The sequence below is a fragment of the Kibdelosporangium philippinense genome (assembly GCF_021390435.2).
Lineage (GTDB): Bacteria > Actinomycetota > Actinomycetes > Mycobacteriales > Pseudonocardiaceae > Kibdelosporangium > Kibdelosporangium philippinense.
Genome location: NZ_JAJVCN010000003.1, coordinates 20,828 through 46,636 on the forward strand (window position 1 = coordinate 20,828; position 25,809 = coordinate 46,636).

A 25,809-nucleotide genomic window follows, 5' to 3' on the forward strand; every position below is an offset into this window, starting at 1 on the left:
GCGCAAAGCCTACGTGGACGTGACCGCGTAACAGATGGTGGCGTCGCTGCCCCGCAACAGCCTGCTGCCGTAGATCACGAACACTCCGCTGAGGCCGTACTTGCGGACCATCACCTTGCGCAGCCGCGCGGTCTCGGCCGCGTCGAGTTCGCGTGCCACGCCCGTGATGGGCTCGCTCTTCGGCTTGCCGCGGATGTCGGCCTCGCCGATCTCCACGTTCGGGTTGCGGCGCAAACGTTTCACCTTGCCGACGTCGACCCGGGTCCAGAAGATCAACTCGTCCCCGTCGCGCGCGCACCACACGACGGTCGGCACCTTCCGCCCGTCCTTGCGGAAGGTCGTGACCAGCACGTACTGGGCGTCGGCCAGCCTGGCCAGCTCGGCATTCATGCTCAGACCGGCTGCAGCGGCTGGTGGGGCTGGGCAGGCAGCTCGACCCGGATCTGATCGCCGGTGTGAACGATCCCGCCGATGAGCACGACCGACATGATCCCGGCCTTGCGGATCACGTTGCCCGCGTCGTCCTTGCCGAGGACCTGCTTGAGCAGCCCGGTGGCGAAGTTGTCGATCTGCGCGCACGGGTTGCGCAGGCCGGTCACCTCGACGACGGCTTCGGCGCCGAGGTGCAGCAGGGTGCCGGTGGGCAGGCCGAGCAGGTCGATGCCGCTCGTGGTCACGTTCTCGCCGATCTGGCCGGGCCCGACCGTGAACCCGGCTGCCCGGAAGTCGTCGAACAGCTCCTGGTGGATGAGGTGGACCTGCCGAAGGTTCGGCTGGCTCGGATCACGCCGCACCCTTGATCGGTGTTTCACGGTCACGCCTTGGTGGATGTCATCTTCCACGCCGAGCCCGGCGAGCAACGTGATGCTGTCCACGGTGGGTTTGGTGAACGTGTACTCCTCGCTGCGGCTCACGGCCGCCACTACCCCAGACATGATTACGACTGTACTTCGGCAGCACGCGGCTCCCGTACGCCTTTTGTCGCCACCACGAACACGGGCACAAGCAGCGCCACGACGACCCACGGGAACGACTGGGGTCCGAAGGAGTCGAGGAAGACACCGCCAACAATGCCGCCACCGGCCATCGAGCCGTTCCATGACGTCACGAGCATGGCCTGGGCGGTGTCACCGCCGTGTGCGATCGCGGTCTGCAGCAACGTCGGGATGCCTCCCCAGCCCAACCCCCAGAGCACTGCGGCGACGTACGGACTTCCAGTCAGGCCAGCGGCGGCAACAGCGACGAGAACCGTGCTCACGATCAGCAGGATTCTCAGGTGTCGGTCGATGTACACGCCGACGATCCAGATGCCCGCCATTGAGGCGGCCCCAAGCAGCAACAGCACGAGGTCCACGTCACCGCCCGCGTAGTTCAGGAAGGGCGCGATGTAGGTGTAGAGCACGTTGTGCGCCAAGACAAACGCGATCACTACAAACAAACCCGCCACGACACCAGGGATCCTGAGCGTCTGCCCGAACGAAACCCGCTCCCCTGTTTGCTGTCCGGGATAGTCGGGCACCATCGCGGCGATCCAGACGATCAGCACGACCGCGAGTGCTGAGACAACAGCGAACGTCACCCGCCACCCGACGAGCCCGCCAAGGAACGTGCCTGCGGGAATGCCGAGGGAAAGCGCGATCGGGATACCGGCCATGACGATCGCCATCGCCTTGCCCTGCAACCCTTCCGGCGCCATCCGCCGGGCGTATCCGGCCAGCAGCGACCACACGACGCCAGCGGCTACTCCAGCGACGAACCTCCCACCCATGGTCAGGACGTAGCTCGACGAGACCACAGTGACCGTGTTGGCCACCGCGAATCCGACAATGGCTACCAGTAACAGCTTCTTACGCCGCCACCTCGACGTGACAGCTGACAAAGGGATCGCCGCGATGGCGGTTGCCAGGGCGTAGATCGTCACCGATTGCCCCATCGCGGACTCGCTCACGCGCAGATCGGCGCTCATCCCGGTGAGCAGCCCAGCGGGCAGGGCTTCGGTGAGTATCGTGATAAAAGCGGCTGTGGCCAGGGCAATGAGCGCTCGCAGCGGCAGTTTCCGGTCCATGTCCGGTATGCTCAAACCTTGACATCGATGTGAAGGTCAAGGCGGCGTGAGGGGGACCACAGATGCGGATCGGCGAGCTTGCTGACCGGACCGGAACACCGCCGAGGTTACTGCGCTACTACGAGGAACAAGGCCTGATCAAAGCCAACCGCCTGGCCAACGGCTACCGTGACTACGAAGAGGCCTATGTGGACAGAGTGCTGCAGATCCGCGGCCTGCTCGACACCGGGTTGCCGACGCGGATCATCAAGCAGATCCTGCCGTGCCTGAACAATCCCCGCGAGATCCACTTCGATGACGCGACCCCGGAAACACTGGAATTGCTTGCCGCCGAACGTGACCGGATGACCGCCCGGATCTCGTGCCTGACCCGCAACCGCGACGCGATCGCCGAGTACTTGAGGGCGGTCGCTACCTCACAGCGCGCGACCTGAACTGGCTTCAATGCCGCGAAGGCCACCCTCGCGGCGTTAGACGCGCGAGGGCCTCCCTTGACGCGTTAGAGGCCAATGCCAGGAACCTAAGACTGGGCTCTGGTCGAGACTTGACCGGACTCAGGCTGTTGACCTGTGAATATCATGCGCCTGGTGTGGGTCGTCGGGCGCTGGGACCAGCCGTTCGGGCGGGGTTGCGGGGATTGCGTGGTTCCCGGGGTTGCGAGGGCCGAGTTAGGTGCGTTGAGTCCAATCAAGGCGGCCTTCACGGCGTTGTATCCCGCGTTTCACGTCCATCGTCAACTTAGAGTTGACGTTTTCCGGATCGTCAACCTACAGTTGACGCATGACGAACACGCCAACCCTCGGTGACCTGATCAACGCGGTGGAGCAACTGCACACCGAGCCCCTGAAACAACTGACCGACGCGGTGCTCATCGCACAGCACCTCAACGAAGTGGCCGACCACCTGATCGGCCACTTCGTTGACCGCGCAAGACATTCCGGCGCCTCGTGGACCGAGATCGGGCAGAGCATGGGCGTGACGAAGCAGGCCGCTCAGAAACGGTTCACTTCCAACGCCCCCGAGCAGCTGGATGTCTCCCAGTTCGCCCGGTTCACCGACAAGGCCCGCATCACGATCGTGGCCTCGGAGAAGGAAGCCGAGCGCCTCAAGCACGCCGAGATCACCCCTGGCCACATCCTGCTCGGCCTGTTCGCTCCGCCGGACGCCTTGGCCATCAGGGCTCTCACGTCACTCGGTGGGAAACCAGAGACCATCATCGCCGCAGTGACCCCGAAACTAGGCCCGGCCGTCGAGAATCCGCCGAGCCCGCACACCCCGTTCTCCGGTCAGTCCAAGAAGGTTCTCGAACTGACCGTGCGGGAAGCCCTTCGGCTCGGCCACAACTATGTTGGCACCGAACACATCCTGCTCGGCCTCGTGGCACTGGACGACACCGTCATCAAGGACACGTTCAGCGAGTCAGGAGTACCGGTCGACCGGATCGAGGCCGCGGTCGTCAGCGTGTTGCCGCCAGAGCCTCAGGCAACGTGAAAGCGCCCGCGTACAACGCTTTTCCGATGATCACACCCTCGACGCCATCGGCTTCGAGAGTGGCCAAGGCGCGCAGGTCGTCCACACTGGACACACCACCGGATGCGACGATCGGCGCGTCGGTCCTTGCGCAGATCTCGCCGAGCAGGTCGAGGTTCGGACCCTTCAGCGTGCCGTCCTTGCTGACATCGGTGACCACGTAACGGCAGCAGCCGTCGCGGTCCAACCGGTCGAGCACGTCCCAGAGGTCGCCGCCGTCCTTGGTCCAGCCGCGGGTCTTGAGCCGGTGGCCTTCCTCAGTGATCCGCACATCAAGGCCAACCGCGATCTTGTCGCCGTACTCGGCGATCGCCTTCGCGCACCACTCCGGGTCCTCGAGGGCCGCGGTGCCAAGGTTCACCCGGCGGCAGCCAGTCGCCAGCGCGGCCTTCAGTGACTCGTCATCCCTGATCCCACCGGACAGTTCGACCTGGATGCCGAGCTCACCGACGACACGAGCAACGAGACCCCGGTTGGAGCCGCGGCCGAACGCGGCGTCGAGGTCGACGAGATGGATCCACTCGGCGCCGTCACGTTGCCAGGCCAGAGCGGCCTCCAGCGGGTCACCGTACGCGGTCTCGGTGCCAGCCTCGCCCTGGACAAGGCGCACGGCCTTGCCATCGGCCACATCAACGGCTGGGAGCAACGTCAGAGTCACGGCGGAGACTCTACTTGGCGTAGCGGCTACACTTGGCGTAGCGGCTACCCCCGAGGCTGCGTCGCCGACCGGCGAACAAGAATTTGTTGCGTGTGAATTTTAACCGCTAGCCAAACTCATGTTCGACACGCCATGATGGTAAACGTATGCGCAACGTAACCAGGGGTGGAGATTAATGCGTTTACCCGTTTCTCTTAGTCCTTCCAGAGTATTGACAGCCGCTGTTGTGTCAGCGGCCGCGGCTGTCACTTTCGTCGCACCGACGGCTTTTGCCCAGACTGGAACTGTTCAACGCGTTTCCGACGCAATTCCCGACAGCTACATCGTCGTACTGAAGGATCGCCAGGCCAACATCGCAAGCGCGCTTACCGCAAGGTACGGGGGCAACGTCACGTCGACGTGGAGCGCTGCGCTGAACGGATTCGCGGCGAAAATGACCGCCAAGGAGGCGGCCAGTCTTGCCGCCGATCCGAGCGTTTCCTACGTTCAGGAAAATGGGTGGGTAACAAAGCAGGACTCGCAGTCGAACCCGCCATCATGGGGCCTCGACCGGGTTGACCAGCGGCAGGTCGGACGCGACGGAAGGTACGTATTCGACGGATCAGCTTCGAATGTCACGGCCTATGTACTCGACAGCGGAATCAGGATTTCTCACGCCACATTCGGCGGCCGTGCGCGCTGGGGTGTGAACACGGTTGGCGACGGCATCGACACCGACTGCAATGGGCACGGCACGCACGTCGCCGGAACCATCGGGGGCGCGGAGTTCGGTGTGGCCAAGAGCGTCAACCTGGTCGCAGTGAAGGTACTGGGCTGCAACGGCCGCGGTACGTTTGCAGGCATCATCTCCGGCATCGACTGGGTGACGCGCAACGCCGCACGGCCAGCCGTCGCCAACATGAGCCTCGGCGGCGACCCGAACCCCGCGGCAGACGAGGCTGTTCGTAACTCGATCGCGTCGGGCATCACGTACGCCATCGCATCGGGTAACGCCAGCGCGAACGCGTGCAACGTCTCCCCTGCTCGGGTCGCCGAGGCGATCACGGTCAACGCGACAGACGCCAACGACCGCAGGGCCGATTTCTCCAACTGGGGTTCGTGCACCGACATCTTCGCGCCGGGCGTGGACATCGTGTCGTCCTTCCACACGTCGGACAATGCGACGGCCACCGGGGAAGGCACTTCGATGGCCAGCCCACACGTAGCGGGCGCCGCAGCACTGTGGTTGGCCGAACATCCTTACGACACACCGCAGCAGGTGACCAACGCGATTCTGACTGACGCGACACGGGACAGGGTCGGCGACACGGTTGGTTCACCAAACCTGTTGGTACACACCCGTATCCCCAATGGCGTCACGGATCACGACGCGGACTACAACAACGACAACCGTGACGACATCGCGATGAACGGCGCCCAGAACTGGAGCACCGTCCCCATCGCGGCCTCGGACGGCAACGGCGGATTCAACGTCACCAACTCGCCCGTGTCGAACTTCGCGGGCTGGGCAGGGTCGCCGGGTGTGTACTTCCTCCCGGGTGACTTCAACGGTGACGGCCGGACTGACCAGGCGATGACCGGCGTGAAGGGCTGGAGCACGATCCCCATCGCGTTCTCCAACGGCAACGGCACGTTCAACGTCACCAACAACAGCGTGCCGAACTTCCCGGACTGGGCGACAACCCCAGGTGCGAAGATCGTCACCGGTGACTTCAACGCGGACGGCCGGACGGACATCGCGATGACCGGCGGCTACGGCTGGAGCACGATTCCCATCGCGTTCTCCACCGGTAACGGCGGATTCAACGTCACCAACAACAGCGCGCCGGGCTTCACGGACTGGGCACGCAGCGGAAACGTGAAGGTCGTCGCGAAGGACTTCAACGGGGACAAGCGGGCCGACCTGTCCATGACCGGCGTGGGCGGCTGGAGCACGATCCCGATCGCGTTCTCCAACGGCTCCGGCGGATTCAACGTCACCAACAACAGCGTGCCCGACTTCCCGGGCTTGGCCGCGACACCGAACGCGAAGCTGCTCCCCGGCGACTACAACGCCGACGGCCGGACCGACTATTCGCTCACCGGAGTGAAGGGCTGGAGCACGATCCCGATCGCGTTCTCGACCGGAACCGGCGCGTTCAATGTCACCAACACGAGCGCATCCGATTTTGCGAACTTGGCAACCACCCCAGGCGTGAAGATCATCGCCCGGGACCTGGGAGGTACCGCAGCTGGCACGGACATCGTGCTGACCGGCGGCGCCGGCTGGGGCACGATCCCAGTGGCCTTCTCGGAAGGAACCGGCACGTTCACCTTCACCAACGCGAGCGTGTCGGGCTTCCCGGCCTTCGCGTCGGCACCCGGCGCCGAGGTCGTCGCGCGGGACTTCAACGGCGACAACCGCGTTGACCTGGCAGTGACCGCCGCGAACGGCTTGACCAGCATCCCGGTGGCGTTCTCGAACGGTGACGGCACATTCAACGAGACCAACAACAATGTGCCGAACTTCCCGGACTGGGCGACGACACCGGGAGCACTGGTCCTATAGGGACTTGAGCCAGTTCTGAAGTAGATGCGCGCCGGCGTCGCCGGACTTCTCTGGGTGGAACTGCGTCGCGGACAACGCGGTGTTCTCCACGGCGGCGACGAAATCGCAGCCATGGTTCGCCCAGGTGACCAGCGGCGCCGGCAGCGTGTCAGACGGCTCAAGCTCCCACTTGCGCACGCCGAAAGAGTGCACGAAGTAGAACCTCGTGTCAGCGTCGAGACCATCGAAGAGAACCGAGCCCTCTGGGGCCTTTACCCGGTTCCAGCCCATGTGCGGGACAACGTCAGCCTCAAGCCGCTCGACCGTGCCAGGCCACTCGTTGCAACCCTCAGTCTCCTCGCCGTGCTCGATGCCCCGCTCGAAGAGAATCTGCATGCCAACGCAGATGCCGAGCACAGGCCGCCCACCAGCAAGCCGCGTACCCACTGTCCGATGGCCCTGGATGGACTTGAAGCCCTTCATGCAGGCAGCGAAGGCGCCCACGCCAGGAACCACGAGCCCGTCCGCGTTGAGCGCCGCATGGCTGTCGGCCGTCACCTCGACGTCGGCGCCAACGCGCTGAAGTGCACGTTCGACGGAACGAAGGTTCCCCGACCCATAGTCCAAAACGACAACTCGCACGGCCATAGCCTACCTGCTGCTCCGAACAGGTCACGGCGACCGAAACGAGACGCTGAAGGTGTCGACGAGGCCCACCGCCGGATCGACGAAGCCCGCGACACCGACGTCCTCAACTTGGATGGTCACGACCTGGCGAGCCTGCCACCGGAACCCTTCGAGCTCACGCGTCAGCAAGGGACTCGGACGGCTTCAAGACATACACGAGGGCGACCACATGCCTTCGCTGCGGGCGGAGAACGATGCCGATTTCCGCGCATTCGAGGCGATGCTGGCGCTGTACCTGTGTTCAGAGCACCGGCAGGCTTACCAAGGCTGACACAATCCTCCTGTGTTGTTGATCGGTGACCCACTCGGCTCCGAGGCCGCGCGACGGCTCGAGCGCGTGGGCTGTGTCGACATTCAGCCGGGTCTGACGGACGCCGAGTTCGCGACCATCGAACGACGCTACGGCTTCGAGTTCGCCAGCGATCATCGCGCCTTTCTGGCCGAGGGGTTGCCGGTGCGGACCGTCGGCGACGACGCCCGAGAGCATGCGGGTTGGGGCTGGCCGGACTGGCGCGACGGCGACCCGGAAACCTTGTGGCAACAGCTTGATCACCCCGTGGACGTGGTTCTCGACGCTGTCCGCGACGGCTCCTAGTGGCCAACTGAATGGCGCAAGCGTCCTGCCGATCCCGAGCACGCGGTGGCCAAAGCGCAGGCACAACTCGCGGACCTGCCACGCATGGTTCCCGTGTACTCCCACCGCTATCTACCGGCTGGCCGCGACACCTCAGCACATCCCGTGCTGTCCATTCATTCCCTTCATGACACGGTCATTTACGGGTTGGACCTCGCGGACTACGTCGATCGAGAGTTCCGGACAGCCGATGTCACCGCGGTCATCTGGCGTGACGTCGTCTAGCTCGTCAGCTGAGGACGACTGGGAGCTCCTTCAGGCGGCTGCCGCCTATGCCGCCGAACACGATCTGCTCGAGCTCCTCGTACGGCATGGCGAGGCGTGCGGATGGGAAGTCGCGGGCCAGGACCGTTTGCACTGCGCGGAGTTCGGCTTGGGCTAGTTGGGCGCCGATGCAGAAGTGTGGACCTGCGCCGAAGGTCAGGCCTAAACCGCCGATATCCACGAGTACCGGTGCGCGTTCGGGGAGCTCAACACCGGCGAGCTCCAGTGGTTCTGTAGTGAAGCGCCAGAGGCTGAGGGGTGCAGGTGGGTTGTGCCGTAACGTCTCTTCTACCGGGTCGTCTGCCGATGTTCCGAGGGTGCGGGCAATGAGGAAGCCTAGTGCAGCGTCCGTTGTTACTTGGCTGGCGAAGATCAGGCCGAATAGGTGGTAGCGGATTTCTTCCTCTGGTGTCTCCGGTGGGAGGCGCTGCCTGAGTTCCGCTGCCAAGCCTCCTTCTCGGCCGGTTGCCGCGATGTCCATCAGTGTTTGGGTTGCGTCGGGTTGGTCTCCGGTGAGCATTTGCCTGCAGGCTTCCATCGCTTTGTCCACGTTTCCGGTGGGATCGCCATCATGTCCAGCAGGACCGTTAGGGGGTAGCGGGTTGTGAAGTCTGCCATCAGGTCTACGACGCCTGAATAGGACGAGAGTACGTCACGGGCGAGCTCTTCGATTCTGGCTTGCTGGTCACGGATTCGTTTGCCGGTAAGCAAAGGGGCTTGCGCTCGGCGCAGCGCCGTGTGCGCTGGTCCGTCCATTGTGGTCAGTGAGGGGCGCTGGGTGGCCGTTGGTTCCAGGCCCGCTCTCACCGGGTCCCAGTTCAGCGGCGCCATCGCTGGGTCTTTCACTATTCGCGGATCGGACAGGACCTGTTTGGCCAGGTCAGCGTCGGTCACGAGCCAGACGTTCCCGCCCGCTGGCGCGGCTGCGACGACCACGGGGCCCGCTTCGCGCAGGGCGGCTGGGACCAGGTTGGGCTCGGTCATGTTTCGCACTGTTGAGGCAAAGGGATCGAACATTCGTTGTACCTTCCCCAGAAAGTTTCTTCACTGTGAAGTTACCAGTGGGGTTGGGTAGGTTGTCAATGCAGCAAGTGCTTGGTTGATTGGTGGAGGTAGGGCAGCCAAGTGGCGACGACGCATGCCGAGAACCGGGAGCCGATCCGGCCGCACGCGGCGGATCCGGAGTTCAATGCGCACGCGCTCAGAATCCTCGACGCGTTACGGGGGTTCGGGGCGGACTACACCGAGATCACGCGTCAGTTCGCCGCCCACCTCGGGCTGCATTCCACAGACGCCGCCGCGATCGTCGAGATCCTCTATGCCGAGGACAACGGGCAGCTGCTGTCCCCAAAGGAGCTCGGTGAACGCTTGGGGCTGACATCAGGGGCGACCACAAACCTGCTGAACAGGCTTGAGCGGCAAGGTCACATCGAGCGGTTACGGATACACGTCGACCGGCGCAAGGTGACCATCCGGATGAGCGACGCGATCGAGGAACCGGCGCGCGAGTTCTTCGGCGCGTTTAGCTCCCAGATGGAAGAGTTGGTCAGCGTGTACGAGCCGGAAGAACTCGAGCGCTTCGAGGGGTTCCTGCTGGGTCTACGGCGTATCCTGCACGGGCTCTAGAGCAGCCACGCGACGGCGCCGCCGACCGCCAGCACTGCCAGCGCGCCAAGCAGGATCGCGAAAACCTTGGCCGTCTTCCACGCCGCGTACACGCCGCCGACGAGGAACCCGGCCAGGATCATCAGGCCGATGATCGGCACTTCCTTCGGCACTAGAGCACACCCTTCGTCGACGGGACCCCGCTCACCCTAGGGTCTGGCTCGACGGCCGCGCGCAGTGCCCTGGCCACGGCCTTGAACTGCGCCTCGGTGATGTGGTGCGGGTCCCGGCCGTGGATCACGCGGACGTGCAGCGCGATGCCCGCGTGGAACGCCAGCGAGTCGAACACGTGCCGGTTGAGCACGAACGGGTAGTTGTTGCCGATCGTGAAGGTGTTGAACTGCTCGGGCTCGCCGACGTGCACGCAGTACGGCCTACCGGAGACGTCCACCGCGGCGTGCGCGAGGGTTTCGTCCATCGGGATCCAGGCGTCGCCGAAGCGCCGGATGCCCGCCTTGTCGCCCAGCGCCTCCCTGATCGCCTGACCGAGCACGATCGCCACGTCTTCCACCGTGTGGTGCGCGTCGATGTCGACGTCGCCGGTCGCACGGACGACCAGGTCGAAGGACCCGTGCGCGCCGAACGCGGTGAGCATGTGGTCGTAGAACGGCACGCCGGTGCCGATGTCGAGCTTGCCCGAGCCGTCCAGGTCGATCTCGACGTGCACGGACGACTCTTTGGTTGTCCGTTCGATCTTCCCGATCCGGTTCACCCGATGATCTCCTTACTGGCGGCCAGGAATGCGTCGTTCTCGTCCGGTGCGCCGATGGTGACCCGCAGGTGTCCTGGGATCCCGACGTCACGGATCAGCACGCCACGGTCCAAATAGGACTGCCAGGCGCCGGACTCGAACCGTCCGAAGAGGACGAAGTTGGCGTCGCTCGGCACCGGCGAATATCCCATTCCGACAAGGGCTTCGACGACACGGTCACGTTCGGCGGCGAGCTTGGCGACCGACGCCAGGGTGGCGCCGGCGTGCCGCAGCGCTGCTCGCGCGGCGGCCTGTGTGAGCAAAGAAAGGTGGTACGGCAAGCGAACCAGCTGCAATGCGTCAACAACGGCGGGCGCGGCGATCATGTAGCCGAGTCGCCCGCCCGCGAACGCGAACGCTTTGCTCATGGTCCGGCACACGATCATCTTGTGGCCGTACTCGTCCAGAAGGGACACGGCACTCGGCTGGGACGAGAACTCGGCGTAAGCCTCGTCCACCACAACGATCCCGGGCGCCGCGTCGAGCAGGACCCGAAGGTCCGCAAGCGGGACCGACTGCCCCGTCGGATTGTTGGGACTAGTCACAAAAGTGACGTCAGGCTGCTTCTGGCGCAAAATTTCTACCGCTTGGGAGGCATCCAGCGAGAAATCTTCGCGACGTGGCGCCGGTATCCACTCGGTCTTCGTACCAGCCGAGATGATCGGGTGCATCGAGTAGGACGGCTCGAAACCCAATGCGGTGCGGTCTGGACCGCCGAACGCCTGCAGGATCTGCTGCAGGATCTCGTTGGACCCGTTGGCGGCCCACAGGTTGTCCCGCGTCACCGGATATCCGGTGCTCTTGGCGATATACGCGGCCAGATCTTCCCGCAGCGCCACCGCGTCCCGGTCGGGATAACGGTGCAACTGGCGCGCGACCTCGTCGACCGATGCCGTCACGTCGGCGACCAGCTCGGGTGGCGGCGGGAACGGGTTTTCGTTGGTGTTCAAGCGAACCGCGACATCGAGCTGCGGCGCGCCGTAGGGCGTGCGGCCGCGCAGATCGTCCCGCAGCGGCAAATCCTCTAGCTTCACGTCTTTCATGGGTTCTCGAATCTACCCAAATCGAATCGGGCCGCGACGGCTTGGCCGTGCGCGGGCAGGTCTTCGGCGTTGGCGAGGGAGATCACCATGTCGGCGACCTCGCGCAAGGCATCCGCGGAGTAGTCCACGACGTGGACGCCCTTCAGGAACGTCTGCACTGACAAGCCGGACGAATGTCGCGCACAGCCGCCCGTCGGCAGTACGTGGTTCGAACCCGCGCAGTAATCCCCTAGGGACACAGGTGAATACGCGCCGATGAAGATCGCGCCCGCGTTGCGCACCCGCGCCGCCACTGCCCTGGCGTCCACGGTCTGGATTTCCAGGTGCTCGGCCGCGTACGCGTCGACGACCTTGACTCCTGTGTCCATATCGGACACCAAAACACAGCCGGACTGCTTGCCGGACAAGGCAGTCGCCACGCGCTCGTTGTGCTTGGTCGCTTGCACCTGGCGGCGCAGTTCGGCGTCGACCTTGCCTGCCAGTTCCACCGACGTGGTCACCAGGACGCTCGCGGCCAGCGTGTCGTGCTCGGCCTGGCTGATCAGATCGGCGGCCACGTGCACCGGATCGGCCGTCTCGTCGGCCAGGATCGCGATCTCGGTCGGCCCCGCCTCGGAGTCGATTCCGATCAGGCCGCGGAGCAAGCGCTTGGCCGCGGTCAGGTAGATGTTGCCCGGCCCGGTCACCATGTCGACCGGTGCGAGGTTACCGCCGTCGGTGTCGATCCCGCCGTAGGCGAGCAACGCGACCGCCTGAGCACCACCAACAGCCCACACCTCGTCGACCCCGAGCAGCGCGCAGGCCGCGAGGACGGTCGGGTGCGGCAGGCCGCCGAAGTCCTTCTGCGGCGGCGAACAGACCACGAGCGACTCGACGCCAGCGGTCTGCGCCGGAACGACGTTCATGACCACACTGGACGGATAGACCGCCAGACCACCCGGCGCGTAGAGGCCTACTCGCTGTACCGGAACCCAACGCTCAGTGACCGTTCCGCCAGGCACAACCTGGGTTGTGGTGTCCTTGCGGCGCTGGTCGGCGTGCACAAGACGGGCACGCTTGATCGACTCAAGCAACGCTTCCCTGACGTTGGGCGCGAGCTTACGTTCGGCCTTGGCGAGTTCCTCGGCGGGGACCCTGATGGTCGCCGGCCGCACGCCGTCGAACTGCTCGGTGAACTCGAGGACCGCTTCGACACCGCGATGATGGACCGCCTCGACCAACGGACGGACGCGGTCGAGCACCACGTCCACATCCGTCTCAGCTCTTGGGAGGGCAGCCCGCAGTTCGGCGGGCGACGGCACACGGCCACGCAGATCGATGCGGCTGAGCATGGCTCAAGGGTAAAGGTCGGCTGTTGGCGTGCCGAATGTGGCGTGCATCAGATCGAGGCCGAGGCCGCCGGTGAGCAGCCGCTCCTTGGCGTTGCCGAGCAACTGGCGTGTCCACGTGGTGAAACCACCGTCCGCCAACGACATGTCCCCGGCTTTGAGCTCGAAACAGGCGTCCGTGTAATAGCCGCGGCCCTTCTGCCTTTCATCATCGAAACCCACCTTGACATGGGGAAATGCTGCTTTCAGCGGCCCAAGGACGCGGTCTTTGAGGACTGTCCTGCGCGTCTCGTCGAGCACGGTGACGCCTGCTTGCAGGTCGGTCAGGTGGCCGATCAGTGTGATCATGGCGCTGAGCTGGGCGAACAGGCTTTCGGTTTCGAACCTGAAGGAGCCTTCGTCGCGGCCCGCGATGGTCAACGCGAGCAGCCGGAAATGTGACGACCATCCCTCGGGGAACGGCTGGGCTCGGACCATTCTTTGGGACGCGCAGAGCTTCACCCGGTCCGTTCTGTGCCTGTGGACCGCCGATTCCATGGCGAGGACGTTGGTCGCGTCGGCCATCACTTCGGTTCCTCGGGCCGTGGCGATCACGCGGTTCTGGCCCATTCCGGAGAGCACGCTGACCGTGCCAAGTGGACTGACCGGAGACAGCTCGATTGGAGTGTATCCCTTGGCTTTCAGGATTTCGAAGGCATAGCGGTCGTAGTTCGCGTGGGTTTGTGGGTCCACTGTGGCTGGTTGGGTGAAACGGTCTTGCTTGTACTGCTTGAGAATGTGGGCTGGCTTCAGCTTGCCCGCTTGGCGGCGGTGGACTTCGAGCAGGAGGGAACGCAGGTCCGCCGCTGGCAGGTCGCCCAGCAGCGCGGCGAGGCCGGGCACTCCGGCGGCCCGTTCAATCCGGTCGATGAGTGTCACCAGGCCGACGGTGCCACATCAAGCCACCGCCCGCTCCCCATTTTCGTGTCCACCATTGCGACACCATGAAGTACACGTTCCGGCACCGTGAAACGCACAGTCCGCGCGGGCACGAAGTTGACTCAGGTGATGGTGTGCTCGTGCAGGGAATTTCGGTGTGCCGGAAAGGTCAACACACCCTGCCGGAATGGTGGACACGGTGTTCTGGAATGGTGGACACGGTGTTCTGGAACGGTGGACACGGCGATTTAGCGACTGGCGAGCAGGGTGTCGTAGTACCCCTGCTGGGCCGGGTAGTAGTCGTTGAAGTCCGGGGTCGGCGTGCCGTCGCGCGAGGCGATCAACATGTCCAGGTAGTACTCCCAGCCTGGGCCGATGCTGCCAACGCCGTCAGCCTTCTCGATGTGCTGCACCAGGTTGAGTTCCGTCGTCCCGGCCGTCTCCGAAAGCAGCGCTTCCAGGCGCCACACCCCGTGGTCGTCCACGCTCGTCACGGCAAGACGGCTGGGTGCCTCACACGCGTCGATGTGCATCTCCATCCACGGCTGGCCTTCCTCGTGGACCATCTGGACCTTGATCGTGCTGCCCGCGCCCGCCGAACCCTCCCATGGTCCGAACCAGCGACTGGTGCGCGACGACTCCGTCAGGCTTGCCCAGACGTCCTCGATCGGCGCGCATAATGTCCTGGTCAGGACCAGGTCGTAGCCGTTATCCGTCGGAACCAGTTTTCCGGTTGGGATGGGCTTCATGCTGTTCTCTCCGTTCGCGTCGGGTTCGGTAGACCTCTGTTTCCAGCGCGTCGAGGCGCTGCTCCCATACAGGGGCCGCCACCATCGAGGCGATCCATGCCGCGAGTTCGCCCAGCGCCGCCGGTTCAAGTGCGTACATCCGTTGTCTGCCAACGGTTTCGTCACGCACTAGGCCGCTTTCCCGCAACACGCGCAGGTGGCGGCTGATCGCCGGGCGGGTGATCGTGAACCGGCCAGCGATCTCACCGGCCGGTAGTGGCCCCGCGCGCAGCAACTCCAGGATTTCTCTGCGTACGGGGTCAGCGATCGCGCCGGCCACGAGGTCAACCACAGACGGAAGCGTAACCAGTGGGTTACACGTCAGTCAAGGCCGATGCGAAGGCCGAGATCTCCTCAGCGGACACGAAGTAGTGCGGCGAGGCCCGGACCAGTGACGTCAGGCCTCGGCGGGTCATGTCGTACTGGGTCGAGGTCGAGTACGTCACCGAAGTGGCAATCCCCTTGTCCCACAACCGGTCCCGGACTTCCTCGGCGGAGACACCAGCCTTGGCGAAGCTCACGATCCCGCTCTGCTCCCTGCCGAGATCGTGCACCGAAACACCCGGGATCTCCCGCAAAGCACCCCTGATCAAAGCCGAATTCGACGACACGGCCGAAGCGATCGACGACATCCCCAGCCCCAAGGCGTACTTGGCGGCCGCGATCAGCCCGAGACGCTCGGCCACGCCGTACTCCCACAACTCGAACCCGCGCGCCCCGGCAGCCACAGTGAACCGGTCGGGAAACTCCCACACGGCAGCCTTGCCATCGATCAGACGCGGCCGCAGCCCGGACTGGTCACGCACCACCAGCACACCAGTGCCACGTGGCCCGCGGAGCCACTTCCGCCCAGTTCCCGTGATCACGTCCACGCCCAAAGCAGCCGCGTCAACCGGCAGTTGCCCGATGGACTGGCACGCGTCGAGCAGCACCAACGCGCCCACCGAATGCGCGGCCTCGACCACTGGCTTGACCGGGTTCACCAAGCCGCCATTCGTCGGCACGTGCACCAGCGACACCAGCTTGACCCTGGAATCGAGCATGTTCCGCAAGGCGTTGACGTCCACAGCGCCCGAAGCGTCCGACGGGATCGGTTCCAGCTTGAGACCCAGGTTGAGCAGGCCCAAGGCGTTGCTGTGGTACTCAACCTCCGTCACCAGCACACGGTCGTCAGGCGTCAGGCCCATGGCGTCGACGGCGGCTAGCCACGACCGTGTCGCGCTGTCGGTGAACGCGACCTCGTGCGGCTCGCACCCAAGTAAGGAGGCGACCACCGAGTAGCCCTCTTCAAGGGAGTCCGCGCGCTCGGCGGCGGCACGGTAGCCGCCAATCTGAGCCTCACGGCGTAAGTGCGACAAGACCTCGTCGAGCACCGGTGTCGGCGGCAACGACGAGCCTGCGTTGTCGAGGAAGATCAGGTCATGGCAGCCAGGCGTGTCTGCGCGTACCGCGCCAAGATCGATCACATACCTGACGCTACCTCGGTTGCCACCGGGAGAGGTTCCACCAAGCGCCCCACGTTGCGTCCTGGCTGTCCGCGTCGACGACCGCTTGGTAGCCCGTCCAGTTCCGACGCAACACGTATGTGTGCTCCAGGCCGACGAGCGCGACCATGCTCGGCGCCTCAATGTACGTACGCTGCATCTTTCGGTACTCGGCGACGCGCTGCGCCGGGTCGGACATGCTGCGAGCCGCGTCCAGCGATGAGGTGATCTTGCTGTCGCTCCCACGCAGCAACGGGTACAACGCCAGGTCGGGGTCGAACGGGTCACCCGCACCGACAACCGACGCCTCACCCGCGTTGGGAGTGCCCGCGCGCGTCTGGACCTTCACGCCAACCGCGTCCGCGTCGGCCGCGAAAGCCGTTGCCAAGTCACGTGCGACGTTGTCGCCAACCGGGTACGCGAGCACGAACTGAGCGGCAACACCGTTCTTGGTACGGATGCCGTTCGATCCAGCGACCCAACCGCCGGTGTCGAGGAACGACTTCGCGGTCGGCACGTCATGTGAGAACTTCGCCGTCGGTTCGTAGAACTCGGCCAGGACCGGCGACAGCGGTGTGAACGCTTCGGTGCCGTGGCCCGCGAGCGGACCGTCGATCATCGCGCGACGATTTACCGCGTAGTTCAGCGAGAGACGGATAGCGGGATCGGCCGTCACGGGGTTGTCCGTGGGCATTCCGATGGCACGCACGGCCGCGCTGCGTTGACGCAGCACCTGGAACACGTCGGATTGCTCGAACGCCTGCGCCTGCGCGGGCGGCAAGGCCGCGCTGTCCAGCTTGCCGTCACGAATCCGCTGCACCCGTGCGTCGTCGTCGGGCACGAAGTCGACCGTCACCCGCGCGACCGAGGGCGCGCCGAGGTAGTAGGAAGTGTTGGCACGCAACGTCATGCTCGTGCCGTGCTGCCAGGACTCCAGCTGGTACGGGCCGGTGCCGACTGATTTGAGGCCGGTGAACGGTCCCGGGGTTGACAGCGTTTCGCTAGGAACGATTCCGAGCACCAGCAGGTCCAGGAAAGGCGCGTACGGCTGGGACAAGTCGAACCGCACGGTGCTGCCGACCGGAACCGTCCGCGGCGGTGGCGCGACACGGCTGGACGAAGTCGGCGGAGCCGTCGTCGCGGTCGTGGTGGTCGGCGGCGGTGTCACGTCGGTGACGCCCGTGATCATGCTGTAGCGGTCACGCAGCGGCGAACCGAACTCTGGGTTCAGCAGCGCCTGGTACGTCGCCACGACGTCCTTGCCGTCGAACGCGCTGCCGTCGTGAAACCGCACGTCACCGCGCAGTTTCACGGTCCATGACTTGCCGTCGGCTGACGGCGTCGGCATCTCCGCGGCCAACGCCGTCCGCAACGCCGAGTCCGCTTGGTGCTCCAGCAGCCCGTCGAAGACCTGGGCCGAGCCGTGCGTCCCGTATCCCGCCAACGGGTGCACGTTGGCGGGCTCGGACGGCACAGCCAGCACAAGGGCAGTGCTGTCCGTGCTGCCGGAGGCGGTCGGCGTCGGCGCCGCCGTGCACCCGACCAGGCCAAGGCCTGAGCAGAGCGCGACTGAGCTCAACAGGATTCGACGACTGGGCACACCCGCACCCTAGCGTCCCGCTGAAACAGCCGCCGGTGTTTCCACCGGAGCAAGATCCATCCCGATGTCCACGATCGGCGCGGAGTGCGTCAATGCACCCACTGCCAGGTAATGCACGCCCGTTTCGGCGTATGCCCGTGCGACATCCAGCGTCAACCCGCCGGACGCCTCCAGTTCGGTCCGCGTACCCGCGGCGCGCCGGACCGCCTCCACGCACTGCTCGGGCGTGAAGTTGTCCAGCAGCACCAGTTCCACGCCAAGGCCGAGTGCCTCATCGAGCTGGTCGAGGGTGTCGACTTCGACCTCGCACGGCAGCTGTGGCGCGTGCTGCCGGGCGGCGGTGAAAGCGGCCGTGATCGACCCGGCGGCCAGCACGTGGTTGTCCTTGATCAGCACGGCATCGCCGAGGCCGAGCCGGTGGTTCTGGCCGCCGCCCATCCGCACCGCGTGCTTTTCCAGCAGCCGCATGCCTGGCGTGGTCTTTCGGGTGTCCCGGATCACGCATCCGGTGCCCTCGATCGCGTCCACCCAGGCCCGGGTCAGTGTCGCGACACCGGACAGGTGCGAGACCAGGTTCAACGCCGTGCGCTCGGCAGTGAGCAGGCCACGCAACGAGCCACGGACCACCAGGACAGCCTCGCCCGGCACCATGAAAACGCCGTCCTGCGTCCGGGTCAGGACCTCAAGGTTGTCCACCCGGCGGCGGAAAACAGCCAACGCGGCCTCGTTGCCCGCGAGCACACCCGTCTTGCGCGGGGTGATCGCGGCGGTGCCGATCGCGTCGGCCGGGACCGTGGCTTCGGTCGTGACGTCGGGGCCGTACCGGAGGTCTTCGGCGAGTGCCCAGTCGACGACGGCCAGTGCCTCCTCGTTCATGCCGCGCTCCTCAGCAAAGTGTTGGCCGCCAGCACGGGCTGGCCGGACGGGTTGAGCCGGACCGCGAGGCTGTGCTGCCACGCGGGATCCGTGTCGGGGAAGTCGGTCCGCACGTGACAGCCACGGCTTTCCGTGCGTGCCGCGGCGGCCGCGATGAGCGCGCGGGCCACCAACGTCAACGCCGCGTCCTCGACCCGTTGGCTGGTCTTCAGCACAGTGTCCACTGCGGACACATCGAGCACCGAGCCGATCACGGCAAGGCCTTCGGAATCACGGCCGATCCCGGCGTAACGGCTCATCACGCGCTGCAGGACGTCCCTGTCCGCGACCGGCGCCGTCGGCAACGGCGCCTTCACAGCCGCGCGCGGATCCGCCAGTACGCAGGCCGCGAGGTCTTCCGCGATCGCTTGTGCCGCGCGGGATCCGACCACGAGGCCTTCGAGCAAGCTGTTGGACGCCAACCGGTTCGCGCCATGCAGGCCGGTGCGGGCGACTTCACCGACCGCGTAGAGACCGGTCACGCCGGTCCGCCCGTCCACAGTGGCCGCCACGCCGCCACACGCGAAGTGTGCGGCTGGAGACACCGGAATCGGGTCCTTGGCCGGGTCCACGCCGACCGAGTTGCAGGCCGCGAGCACAGTCGGGAAACGACGGCGGAACTCCGCCGCGTCCAGGTGGGTCGCGTCAAGGAAGACGTGATCGTCGATGCCGCCAGGCTCCGACGCCATCCGGCGCGTGATCGCGGCCGAGACGACGTCACGCGGCGCGAGATCTTCCAGCGGGTGCACGCCTTTCATCACACGCTCGCCAAGAGGGTCGATGAGCACGGCACCTTCACCTCGAACAGCCTCGGTCACCAGCGGGCAGCGGCCACGCGCGCCCGGGCCCGTGTACAGCACGGTCGGATGGAATTGCACGAACTCGACATCCGCCGCGGGCGCACCGGCACGCAGGGCCAACGCGAGCCCGTCTGCCGTCGCCACTTCGGGGTTGGAGGTCGCCTGGAACAACTGTCCTAAGCCACCCGTGGCCAGCAACACGGCTGGCGCGCTCACCACGCCGGGAACACCATTCGGGTCCAGCACAAGCAAACCGACAACCGCACCCGTCGCCGTCCGTACGGTGTCGACAGCAATGTGGTTGTCCAGCAACGGAACGCGCCCGTCCTGCGTCGCCGCCAACAGCGCGCGCTCGATCTCCGCGCCCGTGGCGTCGCCGCCCGCGTGCACGACACGGAACGCGCTGTGCCCGCCTTCCCTGGTCCTGGCCAGCTTTCCATCCCCGGCAGGGTCGAAAACCGCGCCCAGCTTGCGCAGTCGTGTCACGGCTGTCGCGCCGTCCGCCAGGATCGCGCCGACCGCGTCGTTGTCGCAGAGGCCGACGCCCGCCACCAGCGTGTCCTCAACGTGCGCGGCGACCGAGTCGCCTTCGTCGTGCTCACCAGGCAGGACAACAGCGACACCACCTTGCGCCCAGCGTGTGTTGCCTGAGCTCGCCGACGCCTTGGTGATCACCAGGACTCTCAGGCCACGCTCACGGGCCTCCAACGCGGCTGTGAGGCCAGCGACGCCGGTACCGACGACGATCACGTCGGCACGGGCCTCCCATTGCGGGCTCACTCCCCACCGCCGGGCTGGCCGATCTCGATCATCCGCTGCACCGAGGCACGCGCGCGGGCCGCGGTCTCGAGGTCGACGTGCACCTCGTCCTTGTTCTCCCGCAGGCTACGCAGCAACGCGGCCGGTGTGATCATCTTCATGTACCGGCACGAGGCGCGGTCGTTCACCGCCCGGAAGTCGATCTCCGGCGCCGCCTTGCGCAGCTGGTGCAGCATGCCGATCTCGGTCGCCACGAGCACCGAGGTCGCATTGGTCGCCTTGGCCTCCTTGACCATGTCGCCGGTCGACAAGATCTTCACCTTCTCCGGCGGCACGATCCCCTCACCTGCCAGGTAGAGCGCCGAGGTCGCGCAGCCGCACTCCGGGTGCACGAACAGATCCGCCGACGGGTCCTGCGAGGCGCGTTCGGCCAGCTCAGGACCGTTGATCGCGGCGTGGACGTGGCACTCGCCCGCCCAGATGTGGATGTTGTCCCGGCCGGTCACGCGCTTGACGTGCGCGCCGAGGAACTGGTCCGGGCAGAACAGCACCTCACGGTCCGCGGGAATCGAGGCGACCACGTCGACCGCGTTCGACGAGGTGCAGCAGATGTCCGTCTCCGCCTTCACCTCGGCCGTGGTGTTCACATAGGACACGACCACCGCGCCAGGGTGCTGCGCCTTCCACTCCCGCAGATCCGCCGCGGTGATCGAGTCGGCGAGCGAACACCCGGCCCGCTCGTCGGGGATCAGCACGGTCTTGTCCGGCGACAGGATCTTGGCGGTCTCGGCCATGAAGTGCACGCCGCAGAACACGATCGTGGACGCGCTGCTTTCGGCGGCGATCCGCGACAGCGCCAGCGAGTCACCAGTAAAGTCCGCGATGTCCTGGATCTCGGGAAGCTGGTAGTTGTGCGCGAGCAGGACGGCGTCGCGCTGATCGACCAGGCGCCGTACCTCGTCCCGCCAAGCCGCGTCCGGCTCGACCCCGCTATAAGGAGTCAATGTTGCCGTCATCAGGTCCTCCTAGCTCCGGGTTTCCCATCCCGAGGTTTTCGCCTAAGGATCGAAAACATGCTTGATGCTACCACCGAGCCCCCCGTCCTCGGCCATGAGGTTTTGGCCGCGGTACTGCAAGTGAGAGCGGGATCACTCCAGGTCCTGCTCTGGGAACGGGCGAAGGAGCCGCACCTTGGCCGGTGGTCTCTGCCCGGTGGCAGGCTGCGACTGGACGAGGACGTCGAGCATTCGATCCGCCGTCAGCTGAAGGAAAAAGTCGACGTCCGGCAGCTCGCGCATGTCGAGCAGCTGGCCGTGTTCAGCGCGCCCGACCGCGTCCCAGGGCCACGTCTGATCGCCTCGGCTTTCCTCGGGCTCGTGCCGTCCGACAACGACCCCGAAGTACCGCCGGACACCTGCTGGCACCCGGTGAACGCCCTGCCAACGACCGCTTTCGACCATGAGGCGATCGTCCGGCGGGCCCAGCACCGGCTGCGCTCGAAGCTCTCGTACACCAACATCGGCTTCGCACTGGCACCACCGACGTTCACGATGTCCGAATTGCGGGAAATCTATTCGGCTGCGTTGGGTTACAGCGTGTCGTCCACGAACCTGCAGCGCGTGCTGTCCAGGCGTGGGCTACTGGAGCCAACTGGGGAAACCACCAAGCCAGGACGGGCAGGCGGGCGGCCGGCGGCACTGTTCAGGTTCACTGTCCGTGGCATGCAGGTGACCGACGAGTTCGCGGTATTGCGCCCGCCCGCTGCGAAAACGCGGTGATGCCCGTACTTTTAGTGTTGTGCCCGAGACGCTTCCGCTGTTTCCTCTGCAGACAGTGCTGCTGCCGGGCGCGAACCTGCCCTTGCACATCTTCGAGCCGCGCTACCGGCAGCTGACCGTCGACCTGGTCACCGGGACAGTGCCGGAGAAACGCTTCGGTGTGGTCGCGATGAAGGCACCCGTCAGCGAGGAAGTCGACAAGGTCGACCAGGTGCTGGCGGTCGGCTGCTCGGCGCTGCTGCGTCAGGCAACCCGCCTCGGCGATGGGCGCTACGACATCATCACCACGGGTGAGCGGCGGTTCCGGCTGCTCGACCTCGACGCGACCAGCGCGCCTTACCTCGTCGGGACCGTCGAGTGGATCCCGGACGACGAGATCCCCGCCGCCGGTGCGGACCGGATCGACTCGCTGGCCGAGTCGGCTCGGGCGGCGTATCGCCGGTACTGCGAGACCGCTTGGGAACGCGAGGACTGGGACGAGCCAGCGGACGACACGGACCCTGCGGCGCTCGCGCATCTGCTGGCCGCGGATGCCTTGCTGCCGATGGAGGACCGTCAGGCCTTGCTGGAGGAGACGCGGCCGCTGCACCGGCTGCGGATGGTCTACTCCCTGCTCACACGAGAAGCGGGGATCATCGCGGCACTCCACGCTGTCCCCGCTCCCGCGTCGTCCTTCTCGGCCCCGATGAACCTCAACTAAAAGCTCGTGAGTGGTTATCCGTGCTAGAACACGGATAACCACTCACGACAGGCTCTACACTCACCTTTCTGTTGTCCCTCATGACAATCAGCGCGATCGCAGCCGCCACGAGCACACCGATCCCGCTGATCACGAACGTCGTGGACATCGCGTCGGTGAACGCGATCTTCGCGGTCTCGGCAAGGCCGGGCACCTGAATGGACTCACCGATCGAGATCGGCGAACCGGCGGGCATCTCAGCCGTGAACGCGCCACTCAGAATGCTGCCCAAGGCGGCGACGCCAAGCGCGGCACCCAACTGCTGAATGGTGTCGTTCAACGCGGAACCGACGCCTGCCTGCTCCGGCGGGACCGTGCCCATCAAAGCCGCGATCGCCGCCGGCACCGCAAGACCGCCACCACAACCCAGCACCAACAGTGCGGCGCCGATCGGCAGGAAACCCGCGCCCGACGAAAGCGTTGACATCCAGAAGAAGGCGACCGCGTACAGCGCCAGTCCGATCGCGGCCATCAGGCGGTTGCCGATCTTCTGGCCGAGCGTGGCGCCAACACCGTTGCACACCAACGAACCCACGGCCATCGGCAGGAACGCCAACCCGGCCGCGGTCGGCGTGAACCCGAGGACGAACTGCAGGTACTGGGTGACCACGATCATCAGGCCGCCGTTGCCGATCTGCGACAGCGTCAACGCCAGGCTGCCACCGCTGAAGTTGCGGGCCTTGAACAACTTGAGCGGCACCATCGGCGACGGCGTGTACTTCTCCCATGCCACGAACGCGACCAAGCTCGCGACCGCAACACCCAGCGGCACAAGGACATTCGGGTCAGAGAACGCGTACTTCGGCAGTTCGATGATCGTCCACACGACAGCGGTCATGCCCAGCGCGGACAGCACGGCACCCAGCGGATCCGGCTTCTGCCACGGGCCCTTGGACTCCGGCATCAAAGCGACAGCGGCGATGATGGCCAACACAGCGACCGGCACGTTGATCAAGAACACCGCACCCCACCAGAACCACGCGATCAGCGCACCACCCAACACCGGACCACCAACGAACCCGACGGTCGCGGCGGCACTCCACACGGCCATGGCCTTGGGGCGCTCGTTGTCGTCGAAGACCGTGATCAGGATGGACAGCGTGCTCGGCATGATCAGCGCGCCGCCGATGCCCATCACTGTCCTGGCGATGATCAGCTGCGCCGGATCCGACGCGAACGCGGCGAGCAAGGACGAAGCGCCGAAGAGCGCCAGCCCGATGATCATGACCTTCCGGCGGCCGAACCGGTCACCGAGGCTGCCCGAAGTCAGCAACAGGCCAGCGAAAACCAGGATGTAGGAGTCCAGGATCCACTGGATGTCCTGCGGGCTCGCGGCCAGGTCCTCGGACAGCGGCGGCACCGCCACGGTCAGCACCATGTTGTCGATGACCAGCACCAACGTGCTGAGCACCAACACCACCAAGATCCACCAGCGGCGTGGGTTCCGCTCTTGCATCGGGCTCACTCCCCAGATTCTGCGAACGTTGTTCGGTCGATGCGCACACTGTACGCACACTGCGAACAGTGATGCAAGAGCGCACATCGTGCGCTACTGTGAACGCATGACGAGAGAGATTCCGTCCGTGTGGGCCCGTCCCAAGAAGGGGCGCGAGCAGCCCGCGCTGAGCCGCGAGCAGATCGTCAGCGAGGCGATCAAGCTGCTGGACACCGACGGCCTTGACGCGCTGAGCATGCGTAACCTGGGCAAACGCCTGTACGCGGGCGCGACCTCGCTCTACCGGCACGTGGTCAACAAGGACGAGCTGATCGAGCTGGCGATCGACGAGGTCTACGGCGAGATCGAGGTTCCGTCAGGAGACGACTGGCGTGCTGGTGTGATCAGCACCGCGCAGAGCGTCCGGGCGATGATCACCCGGCATCCGTGGGTCGGCTCGGTTCTCGGCCAGGTCGGCCTGTCCTACCTGGGGCCGAACGTGATCCGGATGAGCGACAAGATGCTCGCGCTGTTCGAGCAAGGCGGCTTCGGCCTTGTCGACGGCAACCGCGCGATGCGGCTCGTGCTGAGTTATGTGATCGGCGCCGGGATCGGCGAGGCCGCGTGGCTCACGTCGCTCGCACGCAGTGGCCTGAGCGACGCGGAATGGGCCGAACAGGTGCTGCCCCTGGCCAAACAGGCTGCGGCGCCGTACCCACGACTGCTCGCGGCGCTCGACACCCCGGACACCGAGGACCTGTTCGCTTACGGCCTCGACGCGCTGCTCGACGGCCTGGTGGCCAAGCGGCCCTAACCCAGACGGCGGCCCAGGTCGTCCATGCCGTTCCAGGCAGCGAGGACGCCGTAGGCCAACGCTGTGGCCAGTGGTTGCGCCAGGATCACCCAGATCGATTCGAGGGTCGGCGCGATCGTCAGGGTGTCTCCGATGTTGGTTGTCGACGGGACCTCGTACATCCAGCCGGTGAACATGCCGGTCATCAGCGTGCCGAGATACGCGGCACCCAACGAACCCAGCACGGCGGCGACCATCGTGACCGGGCCACGGCGTTCGCGCAGGAACCACACGGCGACACCGACGATCAGCCCGGCACCGAAGCCGAGCAGCACGAACACCGCGATCGAGTCGAACCGGTGGTAGCTCTCGGCGGTCAACGGGATCAGGCCGCGCGTCGTCACCGACTTGAGCTGGCTCGGCGCCAGCAGCGACCACAGGTACGCGAGCGGAATGCCGACCAGCGTGATCAACGACAACACGCTGACCGCGGGTAGCAGATCCGCCTTGATCACTACGCGTGAGCGCGGCGGCTGCGGGAGGTAGTAATGGGCGCCGTAAAGCGGATACAGCGGAACCTCCGCTGGCGCATCCCGTTGCTGCGCCTCGACGGGCTGTTCCGCCACAGCCAAAACCTCCCCTGGTCGA

General features: G+C 65.6%; 29 protein-coding genes and 1 pseudogene. 9 read left to right on the forward strand and 21 right to left on the reverse strand.

The features are described 5' to 3' along the window. Positions 1–9: 9 nt before the first annotated feature. Genes LWC34_RS31920 through LWC34_RS31930 form a run of 3 tightly spaced genes read right to left on the reverse strand, consistent with a single transcriptional unit; the run spans position 10 to position 2,065 of the window. A complete protein-coding gene (locus LWC34_RS31920) occupies positions 10–390 on the reverse strand; it encodes a PPOX class F420-dependent oxidoreductase (protein ID WP_233729005.1) in 381 nt (126 codons plus the stop codon). A 2-nt stretch (positions 391–392) separates the two neighbouring features. After that, complete coding sequence (locus tag LWC34_RS31925) at positions 393–935, reverse strand: MOSC domain-containing protein (RefSeq protein ID WP_233729006.1); 543 nt, start codon at positions 933–935, stop codon at positions 393–395. A 2-nt stretch (positions 936–937) separates the two neighbouring features. After that, a complete protein-coding gene (locus LWC34_RS31930; protein ID WP_233729007.1) occupies positions 938–2,065 on the reverse strand; it encodes an MFS transporter in 1,128 nt (375 codons plus the stop codon). Between the two features lie 62 nt (positions 2,066–2,127). Here LWC34_RS31930 and LWC34_RS31935 point away from each other — a divergent pair, with 62 nt between their 5' ends. Both LWC34_RS31935 and LWC34_RS59410 read left to right on the forward strand, forming a co-directional pair. Continuing rightward, a complete protein-coding gene (locus tag LWC34_RS31935; protein ID WP_233729008.1) occupies positions 2,128–2,499 on the forward strand; it encodes a MerR family transcriptional regulator in 372 nt (123 codons plus the stop codon). Between the two features lie 535 nt (positions 2,500–3,034). After that, positions 3,035–3,449 (forward strand): annotated as a pseudogene (locus LWC34_RS59410) (Clp protease N-terminal domain-containing protein); the annotation flags it as partial. Between the two features lie 72 nt (positions 3,450–3,521). Here LWC34_RS59410 and priA read toward each other — a convergent pair. Next, positions 3,522–4,253 carry a bifunctional 1-(5-phosphoribosyl)-5-((5-phosphoribosylamino)methylideneamino)imidazole-4-carboxamide isomerase/phosphoribosylanthranilate isomerase PriA gene (priA, locus tag LWC34_RS31945; RefSeq protein ID WP_233729010.1) on the reverse strand — a complete coding sequence of 244 codons (732 nt, stop codon included), beginning with the start codon at positions 4,251–4,253 and terminating at the stop codon, positions 3,522–3,524. Between the two features lie 175 nt (positions 4,254–4,428). Here priA and LWC34_RS31950 point away from each other — a divergent pair, with 175 nt between their 5' ends. Continuing rightward, positions 4,429–6,801, forward strand: coding sequence for a S8 family serine peptidase (locus LWC34_RS31950; protein ID WP_372496672.1), 2,373 nt, complete (start codon positions 4,429–4,431; stop codon positions 6,799–6,801). Here LWC34_RS31950 and hisH read toward each other — a convergent pair. Next, on the reverse strand, positions 6,796–7,428 hold the full coding sequence (gene hisH / locus LWC34_RS31955; RefSeq protein WP_233729012.1) for an imidazole glycerol phosphate synthase subunit HisH: 633 nt from the start codon (positions 7,426–7,428) through the stop codon (positions 6,796–6,798). The genes LWC34_RS31950 and hisH overlap by 6 nt on opposite strands. 322 nt (positions 7,429–7,750) lie before the next feature. Between hisH and LWC34_RS31960 the strand changes: the two genes are divergently transcribed. Together LWC34_RS31960 and LWC34_RS31965 are read left to right on the forward strand one after the other, a co-directional pair. Next, positions 7,751–8,062 carry a hypothetical protein gene (locus LWC34_RS31960; RefSeq protein ID WP_233729013.1) on the forward strand — a complete coding sequence of 104 codons (312 nt, stop codon included), beginning with the start codon at positions 7,751–7,753 and terminating at the stop codon, positions 8,060–8,062. 45 nt (positions 8,063–8,107) lie between these two features. Further along, complete coding sequence (locus LWC34_RS31965) at positions 8,108–8,326, forward strand: hypothetical protein (protein WP_233729014.1); 219 nt, start codon at positions 8,108–8,110, stop codon at positions 8,324–8,326. A 4-nt stretch (positions 8,327–8,330) separates the two neighbouring features. On the opposite strand, the gene LWC34_RS31970 is transcribed toward LWC34_RS31965, so the two are convergent. After that, the gene (locus tag LWC34_RS31970) at positions 8,331–8,813 is read right to left on the reverse strand and encodes a cytochrome P450 family protein (protein ID WP_233729015.1); all 483 of its coding nucleotides are present in this window, start codon (positions 8,811–8,813) and stop codon (positions 8,331–8,333) included. A gap of 32 nt (positions 8,814–8,845) precedes the next feature. After that, positions 8,846–9,349, reverse strand: coding sequence for a cytochrome P450 family protein (locus LWC34_RS31975; protein WP_233729016.1), 504 nt, complete (start codon positions 9,347–9,349; stop codon positions 8,846–8,848). 141 nt (positions 9,350–9,490) lie between these two features. Between LWC34_RS31975 and LWC34_RS31980 the strand changes: the two genes are divergently transcribed. Beyond that, positions 9,491–9,991, forward strand: a complete 501-nt coding sequence (locus tag LWC34_RS31980; protein WP_233729017.1) for a MarR family winged helix-turn-helix transcriptional regulator — start codon at positions 9,491–9,493, stop codon at positions 9,989–9,991. On the opposite strand, the gene LWC34_RS31985 is transcribed toward LWC34_RS31980, so the two are convergent. The 12 genes from LWC34_RS31985 to nadA form a co-directional block, all read right to left on the reverse strand. Next, entirely contained in the window at positions 9,988–10,113 is a 126-nt protein-coding gene (locus tag LWC34_RS31985) for a CG2302 family histidine operon protein (RefSeq protein WP_504925745.1), read from the reverse strand. The two genes, LWC34_RS31980 and LWC34_RS31985, sit on opposite strands and share 4 nt — an antisense overlap. Before the next feature lie 29 nt (positions 10,114–10,142). Continuing rightward, positions 10,143–10,742, reverse strand: coding sequence for an imidazoleglycerol-phosphate dehydratase HisB (hisB, locus tag LWC34_RS31990; protein ID WP_233729019.1), 600 nt, complete (start codon positions 10,740–10,742; stop codon positions 10,143–10,145). Continuing rightward, positions 10,739–11,824, reverse strand: a complete 1,086-nt coding sequence (locus LWC34_RS31995; protein ID WP_233729020.1) for a histidinol-phosphate transaminase — start codon at positions 11,822–11,824, stop codon at positions 10,739–10,741. The genes hisB and LWC34_RS31995 overlap by 4 nt, the downstream gene beginning before the upstream one ends. Continuing rightward, on the reverse strand, positions 11,821–13,155 hold the full coding sequence (gene hisD / locus LWC34_RS32000; protein WP_233729021.1) for a histidinol dehydrogenase: 1,335 nt from the start codon (positions 13,153–13,155) through the stop codon (positions 11,821–11,823). The genes LWC34_RS31995 and hisD overlap by 4 nt, the downstream gene beginning before the upstream one ends. 3 nt (positions 13,156–13,158) lie before the next feature. Beyond that, a complete protein-coding gene (locus LWC34_RS32005) occupies positions 13,159–14,070 on the reverse strand; it encodes a hypothetical protein (protein ID WP_233729022.1) in 912 nt (303 codons plus the stop codon). Between the two features lie 248 nt (positions 14,071–14,318). Then, a complete protein-coding gene (locus LWC34_RS32010; protein WP_233729023.1) occupies positions 14,319–14,819 on the reverse strand; it encodes an SRPBCC family protein in 501 nt (166 codons plus the stop codon). Continuing rightward, positions 14,779–15,150 carry a metalloregulator ArsR/SmtB family transcription factor gene (locus LWC34_RS32015; RefSeq protein WP_233729024.1) on the reverse strand — a complete coding sequence of 124 codons (372 nt, stop codon included), beginning with the start codon at positions 15,148–15,150 and terminating at the stop codon, positions 14,779–14,781. Before LWC34_RS32015 ends, LWC34_RS32010 begins: the two co-directional genes overlap by 41 nt. A gap of 22 nt (positions 15,151–15,172) precedes the next feature. Next, on the reverse strand, positions 15,173–16,324 hold the full coding sequence (locus LWC34_RS32020) for an aminotransferase class V-fold PLP-dependent enzyme (RefSeq protein WP_233729025.1): 1,152 nt from the start codon (positions 16,322–16,324) through the stop codon (positions 15,173–15,175). A gap of 10 nt (positions 16,325–16,334) precedes the next feature. Beyond that, positions 16,335–17,942: an ABC transporter substrate-binding protein gene (locus tag LWC34_RS32025; RefSeq protein ID WP_233729026.1), complete on the reverse strand. Its 1,608-nt coding sequence runs from the start codon at positions 17,940–17,942 to the stop codon at positions 16,335–16,337. A gap of 9 nt (positions 17,943–17,951) precedes the next feature. Next, complete coding sequence (gene nadC, locus LWC34_RS32030; protein WP_233729027.1) at positions 17,952–18,818, reverse strand: carboxylating nicotinate-nucleotide diphosphorylase; 867 nt, start codon at positions 18,816–18,818, stop codon at positions 17,952–17,954. Then, the gene (locus LWC34_RS32035; protein WP_233729028.1) at positions 18,815–20,437 is read right to left on the reverse strand and encodes an L-aspartate oxidase; all 1,623 of its coding nucleotides are present in this window, start codon (positions 20,435–20,437) and stop codon (positions 18,815–18,817) included. The genes nadC and LWC34_RS32035 overlap by 4 nt, the downstream gene beginning before the upstream one ends. Continuing rightward, complete coding sequence (nadA, locus tag LWC34_RS32040) at positions 20,434–21,432, reverse strand: quinolinate synthase NadA (protein WP_233729029.1); 999 nt, start codon at positions 21,430–21,432, stop codon at positions 20,434–20,436. Before nadA ends, LWC34_RS32035 begins: the two co-directional genes overlap by 4 nt. Positions 21,433–21,489: 57 nt before the next feature. Between nadA and LWC34_RS32045 the strand changes: the two genes are divergently transcribed. Both LWC34_RS32045 and LWC34_RS32050 read left to right on the forward strand, forming a co-directional pair. Further along, positions 21,490–22,194 carry an NUDIX hydrolase gene (locus tag LWC34_RS32045; RefSeq protein WP_233729030.1) on the forward strand — a complete coding sequence of 235 codons (705 nt, stop codon included), beginning with the start codon at positions 21,490–21,492 and terminating at the stop codon, positions 22,192–22,194. Positions 22,195–22,213: 19 nt separating this feature from the next. Further along, positions 22,214–22,894 carry an LON peptidase substrate-binding domain-containing protein gene (locus LWC34_RS32050; RefSeq protein WP_233729031.1) on the forward strand — a complete coding sequence of 227 codons (681 nt, stop codon included), beginning with the start codon at positions 22,214–22,216 and terminating at the stop codon, positions 22,892–22,894. Here LWC34_RS32050 and LWC34_RS32055 read toward each other — a convergent pair. Continuing rightward, positions 22,887–24,389, reverse strand: a complete 1,503-nt coding sequence (locus LWC34_RS32055; RefSeq protein WP_233729032.1) for an MFS transporter — start codon at positions 24,387–24,389, stop codon at positions 22,887–22,889. The two genes, LWC34_RS32050 and LWC34_RS32055, sit on opposite strands and share 8 nt — an antisense overlap. Before the next feature lie 106 nt (positions 24,390–24,495). Between LWC34_RS32055 and LWC34_RS32060 the strand changes: the two genes are divergently transcribed. Then, positions 24,496–25,182 (forward strand): TetR/AcrR family transcriptional regulator, encoded by a 687-nt coding sequence (locus tag LWC34_RS32060; RefSeq protein ID WP_233729033.1) that lies wholly within the window; start codon positions 24,496–24,498, stop codon positions 25,180–25,182. On the opposite strand, the gene LWC34_RS32065 is transcribed toward LWC34_RS32060, so the two are convergent. Then, the gene (locus LWC34_RS32065) at positions 25,179–25,787 is read right to left on the reverse strand and encodes a DUF2567 domain-containing protein (protein ID WP_233729034.1); all 609 of its coding nucleotides are present in this window, start codon (positions 25,785–25,787) and stop codon (positions 25,179–25,181) included. The two genes, LWC34_RS32060 and LWC34_RS32065, sit on opposite strands and share 4 nt — an antisense overlap. Positions 25,788–25,809: the final 22 nt, after the last annotated feature.